The sequence below is a fragment of the Phyllobacterium sp. P5_D12 genome, assembly GCF_054049495.1.
The window spans coordinates 1-9,339 of record NZ_JBFUMG010000147.1 but is presented as its reverse complement, the minus strand read 5'-3'; the positions used below and the strand labels follow the sequence as shown (position 1 = coordinate 9,339).

10 protein-coding genes are annotated in these 9,339 nt (G+C 54.6%); 8 read left to right on the top strand and 2 right to left on the bottom strand.

The genetic code is table 11. The annotated features are described in order from the left end of the window. The 7 genes from ACXJ5O_RS11970 to phnN all read left to right on the top strand — a co-directional run. Nucleotides 1-410: ATP-binding cassette domain-containing protein (locus ACXJ5O_RS11970; RefSeq protein ID WP_457300087.1), on the top strand; the 410-nt coding region annotated here is incomplete at its 5' end. An 86-nt stretch (nt 411-496) separates the two neighbouring features. After that, complete coding sequence (phnD, locus tag ACXJ5O_RS11965) at nt 497-1,408, top strand: phosphonate ABC transporter substrate-binding protein (protein WP_376772113.1); 912 nt, start codon at nt 497-499, stop codon at nt 1,406-1,408. Between the two features lie 71 nt (nt 1,409-1,479). Next, nucleotides 1,480-2,439 (top strand): phosphonate ABC transporter, permease protein PhnE, encoded by a 960-nt coding sequence (gene phnE, locus ACXJ5O_RS11960; RefSeq protein ID WP_457300086.1) that lies wholly within the window; start codon nt 1,480-1,482, stop codon nt 2,437-2,439. Between the two features lie 7 nt (nt 2,440-2,446). Continuing rightward, nucleotides 2,447-3,787 (top strand): phosphonate ABC transporter, permease protein PhnE, encoded by a 1,341-nt coding sequence (gene phnE, locus ACXJ5O_RS11955; RefSeq protein WP_457300085.1) that lies wholly within the window; start codon nt 2,447-2,449, stop codon nt 3,785-3,787. Between the two features lie 81 nt (nt 3,788-3,868). Further along, a complete protein-coding gene (locus ACXJ5O_RS11950) occupies nt 3,869-4,576 on the top strand; it encodes a DUF1045 domain-containing protein (protein WP_457300084.1) in 708 nt (235 codons plus the stop codon). 1 nt (nt 4,577) lies between these two features. Further along, entirely contained in the window at nt 4,578-5,717 is a 1,140-nt protein-coding gene (locus ACXJ5O_RS11945; protein ID WP_457300083.1) for an alpha-D-ribose 1-methylphosphonate 5-triphosphate diphosphatase, read from the top strand. Nucleotides 5,718-5,725: 8 nt separating this feature from the next. Then, nucleotides 5,726-6,340: a phosphonate metabolism protein/1,5-bisphosphokinase (PRPP-forming) PhnN gene (gene phnN, locus ACXJ5O_RS11940; protein WP_457300082.1), complete on the top strand. Its 615-nt coding sequence runs from the start codon at nt 5,726-5,728 to the stop codon at nt 6,338-6,340. Nucleotides 6,341-6,397: 57 nt separating this feature from the next. Here phnN and ACXJ5O_RS11935 read toward each other — a convergent pair whose 3' ends face one another. Next, nucleotides 6,398-7,492 (bottom strand): porin, encoded by a 1,095-nt coding sequence (locus ACXJ5O_RS11935; RefSeq protein ID WP_457300081.1) that lies wholly within the window; start codon nt 7,490-7,492, stop codon nt 6,398-6,400. 255 nt (nt 7,493-7,747) lie between these two features. On the opposite strand from ACXJ5O_RS11935, the gene dusA reads away from it, so the two are divergent. Further along, nucleotides 7,748-8,764, top strand: a complete 1,017-nt coding sequence (gene dusA / locus ACXJ5O_RS11930) for a tRNA dihydrouridine(20/20a) synthase DusA (protein WP_457300088.1) — start codon at nt 7,748-7,750, stop codon at nt 8,762-8,764. Between the two features lie 3 nt (nt 8,765-8,767). Here dusA and ACXJ5O_RS11925 read toward each other — a convergent pair. Then, the coding region (locus tag ACXJ5O_RS11925; protein WP_457300080.1) for a TIGR02281 family clan AA aspartic protease at nt 8,768-9,339 on the bottom strand (572 nt) is incomplete at its 5' end.

Sequence of the window (9,339 nt, the reverse complement as noted above, 5' to 3'; positions counted from 1 at the left end):
CAGGCACACTCTCCGGAGGGCAGCAGCAGCGTGTCGCCATAGCTCGCGCGTTGATGCAGAATCCGAAAGTCATTCTTGCTGATGAGCCTATCGCTTCGCTCGACCCACGTAATGCGCAGGTCGTCATGGAGTCGCTGCGCGATATCAATGAGAAGGAAGGCCTGACCGTTATCACCAATCTGCATACGCTTGATACCGCCCGGCATTTTTGCAGCCGGATCATCGGCATGCAGGGTGGCAAAGTCGTTTTCGACGGCGGTCCGGATGATCTGACTGAACTGRCTGCCCGCCGCATTTACGGCGCKGACGGCCTCAAGGATGCGTTTTCAGAAGCAATTACATCGACGAGTATCGTACGCGGTTCACAGAAGCCAATCCCGGAGTTGGAGGCCATTCTGGCCGCGCGTTGAGCGTAAAAAGATCGTCTTGCCCACGTTACGGGCCCATACGAAACCGATCACAAACTCATTGGACGTTTTGACAGGAGAGAACCATGTTGTTCAAAAAAGCCCTTCTAGGCGCAATCGCGCTCAGCGCGATGCTTACCGGCACAATGGCCCGCGCTGAAGACCTCAAGGAATTCCGCATCGGCATCCTCGGCGGCGAGAACGAAACCGACCGTTTGCGGAACTTCGGTTGCCTTGCCGACCACCTCAAAGAGACTTTTGGCTTTGAAAAGGTTTCGCTGTTTCCCGCTGCTGACTACGACGGTGTGATCCAGGGTCTGCTTGGCGGCACACTTGATTTTGCCGAACTTGGCGCTTCCGGCTATGCCGCAGTCTATATCAAGGATCCCAAGGCAGTTACACCGATCCTCACGACGCAGCAGACAGACGGTTCGACCGGTTATTATTCCATCGGTCTCGCCCGTAAGGATTCCGGCATCAAGACGATTGCCGATGCCAAGGGCAAGACCCTCGGTTATGCCGATCCGGATTCAACTTCCGGCTATCTCGTTCCGTTGACCCAGATCCCCAAGACCACTGGCATGCCGAATGACAAGTTCTTCGCCAAGACCCAGTTCAATGGCGGGCACGAGAACAATCTTCTTGCTGCCTATGACGGCAAGGTCGACGTTGCGGTAGACGATTCTTCCGGCCTCGGCGATTTCAAGGATGGCTACACTTCCGGCACGTTCCGCAAGGAAGTCGACAAGGGCGCTGTCGATCCCAGCCTGCTGGTCGAAGTATGGCGTTCGCCTCTTATCCCGAACGGTCCGCTGGTTGTTCGCAACGGTATTGGTGACGAATGGCACGCCAAGCTTGCCGATTTCTTCATGAAATTGCCAACAACCGACAAGAAATGCTTCGAAGCTGTAGAAGGCGGTGACTTCAAGGGCTACCAGCCAGTGAAGCCCGAATTCTACAACGCGGTCATCGACATCCGTAAAAACGCGATCGGCGGCTAACGCTTGCGATCAATCACGGGGTGGCTGGTAACGGCCACCCTTTTTCTTGTKCGCTCCATGCGGATCAACTCATGACGTTTGCCGACCCTCAACCGCAACTGCAAAGTTCGCACGACATAGCCGAGTCGTGGCGCAAGGTCGTCGCGCGCCGGCGTATGTATACGGGCCTCGGCTTCGTCGTATTATTCATCGCGTTCGTAGGTTCCGTTCGTTTCGCCGACGAAAGCAATGCAGGGCATTTTTTCGATCGACTTCCCCACCTCTTCGATTTTCTCAGCTGGCTCATACCCAAGGACTGGAGTGATGTATGGCGGGCACTGTTCGATATCGCAAGCCCCAACGACAAAGGCGGCCAGGAGTTTAATTTTGATCTTGRCCGGGTCTATATCTGGGGCGATTTCTATATTCCCGAATACTTTGAGTTGATGATTATCACCTTCAATGTGGCGTTGGTATCGACCATTATCGGGTTTATTTTTGCGGTCCCACTCAGCTTCATTGCTGCGCGCAATCTTACTCCATCCAATCCACTGCGTATCGCGGTCAAACGGTTCATGGAATTTCTCCGGGCTTTTCCGGAGATTGTCATCGCAGGGCTGTTTTCGGCTATTCTTTCAATTGGACCGATCGCGGCCATTATCGCGATTAGCCTGCATTGCATCGGTGCGCTTGGGAAGCTGTTCTACGAGGTTATCGAGAACGTCGACATGCGTTCGGACGAGGGCATGCGATCTGTAGGCGCCAGCTGGATGGAACGCGTCCGTTTTGCTGCCATGCCGCAAGTACTACCAAATTTCATGTCCTATGCACTGTTGCGGCTCGAAATCAATGTTCGCGCCTCGACCATCATTGGCGCCGTCGGCGGAGGCGGCATAGGTGAAGAATTGAAGCTTTCAATCTCACGCGGCTTCGGTGCCAAGACTTTGGCGCTGGTGTTGCTGCTGTTCGTCACCATCTTTGCCGTTGATCAGTTTTCCGCCTGGCTGCGACGCCGGCTGGTCGGCGAAAACGCCTTCCTTCTGAAGCATTGAGGATGAGATGACCTTTATCGATGCAAGCCAGGCAGAATCAATCCAGGAGCGCTATCCTGAGGTCTTTCAGCGCTCCTTTTTCAAGCGCTTCGCACCTTTGCTGATGGTGATCAGCCTATTCCTCTACGGTATCTACGCAGTCTGGTTCTTCGAGATTCCCAAGGCCATATCGGAAGGCCATTGGGAGCGCGTCGGGATTTATCTGAGCCAATGGGTCAGCTACGATGTACAGGCTGAATTTCGGCTCGAAGGCGAAACGATCACCCCGAAATATCCGCGATTTTCCCCATTGGGGAATGACCCAAATCCTGATTGGGTCAAGCAAAACAGCGATCGAACCGTGACCGTCGAAATTCGTGGACCGAGCCGGGCAGTGACTTTTAGCGATACTGAAGCAACGCTGACTGCCCATGGCGAATCCGTGCGAGTAGAGCTATCGGGCGAAAGGCCTGTCGTCTCGGGAAATATACMATCCTGGATCAGCGTCTATGATGAAGATGTCGTCGCGGATATGGGCTTTGCCGGAGAAGTTCGCGTCGAGGCTGACCGCGTCAAGATCCGTAAACGCTTTCTCGGCTGGGCAAATTTCATCTTTGATCCGCAATCACCCTTTTTTGGAAAATCGGTTGGCGAGGTGATAAGTCTCGTCACGACCGGCCCCCAGATCGAGCCCGGAAGATCAAACCTGTCGCTAGCCGTCGATAATTTCCTCAACAATGGCGAATGGCAGCACGGGGATGTCTGGGTCAAACTCCTGCAGACGATCATCATGGCGTTCCTTGGAACAATTTTAGGTGCGGTCGTCAGCTTTCCCTTGGCATTCCTTGCTGCCCGCAACATCACATCAAGCCGCTTCGTCAATCAATCGTTCAAGCGTTTCTTCGATTTTCTGCGCTCGGTCGACATGCTGATCTGGGCCTTGTTCTTTACCCGTGCATTTGGACCGGGTCCGCTTGCGGGTAGTGCTGCGATCTTCTTGACCGAGACCGGTACACTCGGCAAAATCTACTCCGAGGGGCTTGAAAACATCGATGACAAGCCGCGCGAAGGTGTGCAATCGACCGGTGCAAACCATGTCCTGGTCCAGCGCTATGGTGTCATGCCGCAAGTGGTGCCGGTCATGATCAGCCAGACGCTTTATCAATGGGAATCAAACATTCGCGGCGCGACTATTATCGGCGCTGTAGGGGCTGGTGGTATTGGTCTCAAGCTCTGGGAAGCGATGCGCACCAACAAGAATTGGGAAAATGTTGCTTATATGGTCCTCCTGATACTGTTGGTTGTGTTTATCTTTGACAGCATCTCCAATGCGCTGCGTTCGCGGCTGATCGGCAAGCCACAGCACTAGAGGCAGGGACGATTAATATGACAGCATTCAAAGGCTTGTCATAATTGGAGCGTAACGCGAGAGTGTTCCGGAGGAATCAATATGCGCTATGCGATCTATTTCACGCCACCATCAAGTGACCCGCTTCTGAAAGTCGCTGCGAACTGGCTTGGCCGAAATGCCTTTACCGGTCAACCGGTGAGGCCGCCGCAGATCCGCGACCTGGCGCATGAGGATTTCACGCTCTTGACGGCATCGGCACGTCGTTATGGCTTCCATGGTACTTTAAAAGCTCCATTCCGTCTTGCCGAAGGCTTTGAGGAAAAAGAGCTTTTGTCGGCTCTTATGCATTTTGCGTCATCCATGGATCCAGTTGAGATTCCGAAACTACAGATCGCCAACCTTGACGGATTTTTTGCACTGGTTCCGGAAGAGCCGGTGGCGCGTCTCAATCAACTGGCGAACGATGTCGTCGTCGCGCTAGACCGCTTCCGTGCTCCTCCGACTGAAGGGGAAATCAAACGGCGCAATCCAGACAGAATGACAGTGTCGCAGCGGCGAAATCTTGAACAATGGGGTTATCCCTATGTTTTTGAGGATTTTCGCTTCCACATGACGCTTACCGATATAGTACCGGAGCGCGAGCGCCCTAAAATCGAACGGATTTTGAGCGAATTCCTTGAACCGGTTTTGGAAGAGCCTGTTGAGATAAATAATCTCGCGCTTTTTACCGAAGCCGAGCCCGGTTTCCCCTTTGAGATACACTCGCTGCATCCGCTTGCAGGAACCAACAGAAGAAAGTCTGCATAAAATGTCTGCCGAATTGATCTTGAACAATGCGAAAATCGTCCTTGATGACGACGTCATTTCCGGGACGGTGGTGGTCAGAAATGGCAAGATCGCCGATATCTCGGAAGGCTCGGTTGCTGGCGGCGAGGATTTTGAGGGTGATTACCTTATTCCGGGACTGATCGAACTGCATACGGATCACCTCGAGGGGCACTACATGCCACGTCCGCGGGTGCGTTGGAATCCGATCGCGGCGGTTCTGGCGCATGATGCGCAAATCGCTGCATCGGGTATCACTACGGTTCTCGATGCCCTGCGGGTCGGACTCGATGAAGATGCGGACATGTCCGCGGATGAAAGCCGCAAGCTTGCCGATGCGATTGAAGATAGTGTGGAGCAGGGCCGGTTGCGAGCCGATCATTATATCCACTTGCGCTGTGAAGTATCGGCATCTGATTGCCTTGAAGGCTTTGCCCACTTCGACAATGACAGCCGTGTCCGGCTGGCCTCTTTGATGGATCATGCACCAGGACAGCGGCAGTTCGTTAGTCTGGAAACCTATGCCTATTACTACCAACGTAAGCTCAAGCTTTCGGACAAGGAATTCAACGCGTTCTGCGAGAAACGAATGGCGGAATCAGCGAACAATTCCGGACCGCRGCGCAAGGCCATCGCCGATCTTTGCCGTGAGCGTGGAATTGTCCTTGCCAGCCATGATGATGCGACCCGCGCTCATGTGGAAGAAGCGGTGGAGCAGGGTATTCATGTGGCGGAGTTTCCAACGACGCTCGAAGCTGCCGCTGCATCAAAGCAGGCCGGACTCTCAGTGCTGATGGGCGCGCCGAATGTGGTGCGCGGCGGTTCGCACTCAGGAAATGTGTCAGCACGCGAACTGGTTGAACACGGCCACCTTGATATTCTGTCGTCCGACTACATTCCGTTCAGTTTGATCCAATCGACCTTTTTTCTTGGGGAAACTGTCGACGGAATCACGCTTCCGGACGCCGTGCGTCTGGTAACCAAGAACCCGGCAGAGGCAGTAGGTTTCGAGGATCGCGGTGTGATCCAAATCGGTAAGCGCGCGGATCTCGTGCGGGTTCGTGTTGACGAACACATTCCAGTGGTGCGTACCGTCTGGCGGGAAGGTCGCCGGGTCGTATGATGGCGGGAATGATAGAGCGCGCGCTCAATCCCGCAGCCGCACCGCTCCGCAATGGTGCCTTTGTTGCGGTTGTCGGGCCGAGCGGGGCAGGGAAAGACACGATCATTGATTTTGCCCGCGCTGAACTGAACAAACAGCCTGGCTACCATTTCGTTCGCCGTGTCGTGACTCGTCCGTCGTCGATAGATACGGAAGATCATGACACTCTGAGCGAAGAGCAGTTCCTGGTGGCTAAGCGGGCAGGAGAATTTGCACATCTCTGGGAAGCGCATGGCCTGCACTACGGCTTGCCGAAATCTGTTGACGACGAGATCGAGCGCGGCGCAATAGCGATCGCCAATGTCTCGCGCGGTGTATTGCCCACTCTACGTGCAGCCTACGCCAATTTTGTCGTGGTCCATATCACCGCATCGCATGACGTTCTGGCAAAAAGGCTGGCTTCCCGCGGGCGCGAAGACGCTGCTGAAATCCAGCGCCGTCTGATGCGGGCTGCACCCAATCCATGCGATCCGGCGGATGCGATTATGATCGACAATTCCGGAGCCGTTTCGGTCGCTGGAAATGAGTTCATTGCGATCCTGAAAAGAACCGCAGCATTTGCCGCTATCTCGGAACAGATTTGACAACGTTTTAGCAGAGATCCAGAGGCACGCCGCTGGATCTCTGCAGCTATTCCGTTTTTAGAAATTGCGCTGGAACCGAACGATGCCGCCAAATGCGTCATCGCTTCCGCCTTCAAGAAGGGCTTCATCTTTACGGGCGCCGTCGAACTTGGTGTAGTTGATTTCAGGCGTGATCGTGAAACCTGGAACAAGTTCGTAAGCCACGTTGAGAGCCAGAGCGTACGTGCCTTCGGATTCATAAGCCGCCTGACCGTTGATCGTCGCCTTGTCTGAAACCTTGGCGGCGAAACCGCCCCAAGCTGCCCAGTCGCCTTCCCACAGGCCGTACCAGTTTTTGTTGGTATTGGTCACGAATGAATCCGGGTCATAATCGGATTGATAAGCGCCCATTACCCAGGCTGAGATCGCATCCGTGAATTTCACATCCAAACGCGCCTTGACGCCAATGGCCTCTTGCACCGAGTCGTAGCCAATAATACCGGAGATCGTTCCCCAGCCCTGTTCGAATTTCGCGCCTGCAAGAACGTGGGGCATGTAGTCGTCGATAGTGTAGTCGTAGTCCCCTTCGGTCGAGCCCTGTTCGGCGGCAATGATAGCTGAGAAACCGTTGCCAGCTTTGTAGGTGTAGCTGATCTCGTTGCTGGAGAAACTATCGCTACCATACTGGATCACGTCGTCATTGACGATATCACCGGCATAGCCGACCCATGAACCGAAGATAGCGTCATTGACACCGATCTGGAAGCCGCCGAGCTCAATGTAGGCCTGATGAAGAGTAGCACCATCGTCCTCGCCATCGGTATACTGGAAGCGACCGTCAATGTAGGAGCGCAATGTGCCGAGTTCGGTTTCGGAGCGTGCATCAAATCGAATCTCGGCACGAGTGCTCTTGCTCCAGGTGTCGTGCTCGCCGCCTACAGGGCCACCCGTATAGACATCGTCACCAGCGGCCGCATCGTAACGCAAATAACCACCGATCTTCAGGCAGGTTTCAGTTCCTGGAATGTAAAAGAAGCCAGCGCCATAGGCGTCACATACCCTTACGTATTCAACAGGCTCTGGCTCTGCCACGACCACCGCATCTGCAGCGCGGGCGCTTGATGCCGCTATGAGGGCAGCAGCCGAGCCGAGGAGGAAGCTTTTGATGTTCATTTCCGATCTCCGGTAAAAAAGATAAGTCACAAGCTCATGTCCCCAACCGATGCATATTCCCGTTCGCTAACACGCGCAAAACCTAACCATAATCGAACTGCGGGTTCTGAAATCGTTGTTGCGAATTTACAACGAGATCCGAAAACAGCTGGCAGATTGGACAATCGCCGCTTTGCGTTTTATGAGGACGACCAGATGTTGGAGAGCAGCGGCTGGCACACTACATACTCCAAGCAGACAAGGGACGTTCCCATAGTGATTAACCGAGTCGATACAAGCGGAAACTACAAGCGCAACCGTTTCGCCGTGGCCCCCATGATCGATTGGACGGACCGGCATTGTCGGACCTTCCACCGACAATTCACGCGTTATGCCTTGCTCTATACGGAGATGGTTGTTGCTGATGCTGCGATCCACGGCAATCGCGAACGCATTCTTGGATTTGCCGAAGCGGAACATCCCGTTGCGCTGCAACTTGGTGGCTCCGATCCCATCAAACTGGCTGAAGCAGCACGCATCGGCGAAGCCATGGGCTACCAGGAAATCAATCTCAATGTCGGCTGTCCATCTGACCGCGTTCAATCCGGCACATTCGGCGCTTGCCTGATGAAAACGCCGCCCATCGTTGCGTCGAGCGTCGAGGCGATGAAGCAGGCCGTCGCAATTCCCGTGACGGTCAAGTGCCGCATCGGTGTCGACGATCAGGATACGGAAGCGGCCCTTGATGAACTCGCGAGCGGTGTTTTCCATGCTRGTGCAGATGCGTTGTGGGTGCATGCCCGCAAGGCTTGGTTAAAGGGGCTGTCACCTAAGGAAAACCGCGATATTCCCCCGCTGGACTACGATCGTGTTTATCGTCTGAAACAGCAAAATCCGAGTCAATTTATAGGGATCAATGGCGGCATTCAGACGCTAGATGAAGCGCTTGACCATTTGAATCATGTTGACGGTGTCATGCTTGGCCGCGCGATTTACCACAACCCGATGCTGTTGCTCGACGTCGATAGAAGCATATACGGCAGCGAAGGCGCGGTACCTTCAATCGACGCGATCATAGATCACATGTGCGACTATGCGGACGCCCATATCGCTCGCGGCGGTCGATTGTCGCACATTACCCGGCACTTGGTAGGTCTGTTCCATGGCGCGGCCGGGGCACGGCGCTGGCGCCAAATACTGTCGACGGAAGCAAATCAAACAGGTGCAACCAGTGCTGTGATCCGGCTGGCGTATGCGGCGATCGAGACCGCGTCGACAGAGGAAGCAGCCTGAACTCTAGTCTGACAGAACCAGCCGGTCGCCGCGTACGGAAAAGCCGCTGAGCGTATTGAGGAAATTCATGCCGAGCAGGCTGCCTGCCATTTGCCCATCTGCAGTCACCATGGCACGAATGTTACGCCGTTCGATGGCACCTATCCTGATGCTGTCCAATGTGACGTTAGCCGCAGTTGCCATGCCATTGGCGGTCATGATTGGCGTTTTGTAGGAGAGCTTGTCCGGATTGAACCCGGCGCGGCGAGCATCTTTCGCAGAGAGCACGATCGATGAGGCGCCGGTATCTATGATGAATGGTACCGTAGCACCATTTACGTCGCCGCGAACCTCGAAATGACCGCTATCCGCCTTAGCCAGCGTCACTGTGATTGTGCCGTCACCATCTCGATTGGAGATTGGGCTTCCAGGGATTAGTCCTGCCGTTATCCGGTGGCCAACATCCTGCAACTCGTAGCGGTATTGATAGCCGGCAACGATCGCGAGAAAAATGACGATCCAGATTGCCATACTGCGTAAAAAATGGCCGAGTGGAATTCCGGAACCAAGCAGGGCCGAACCAAGCACGACACCCC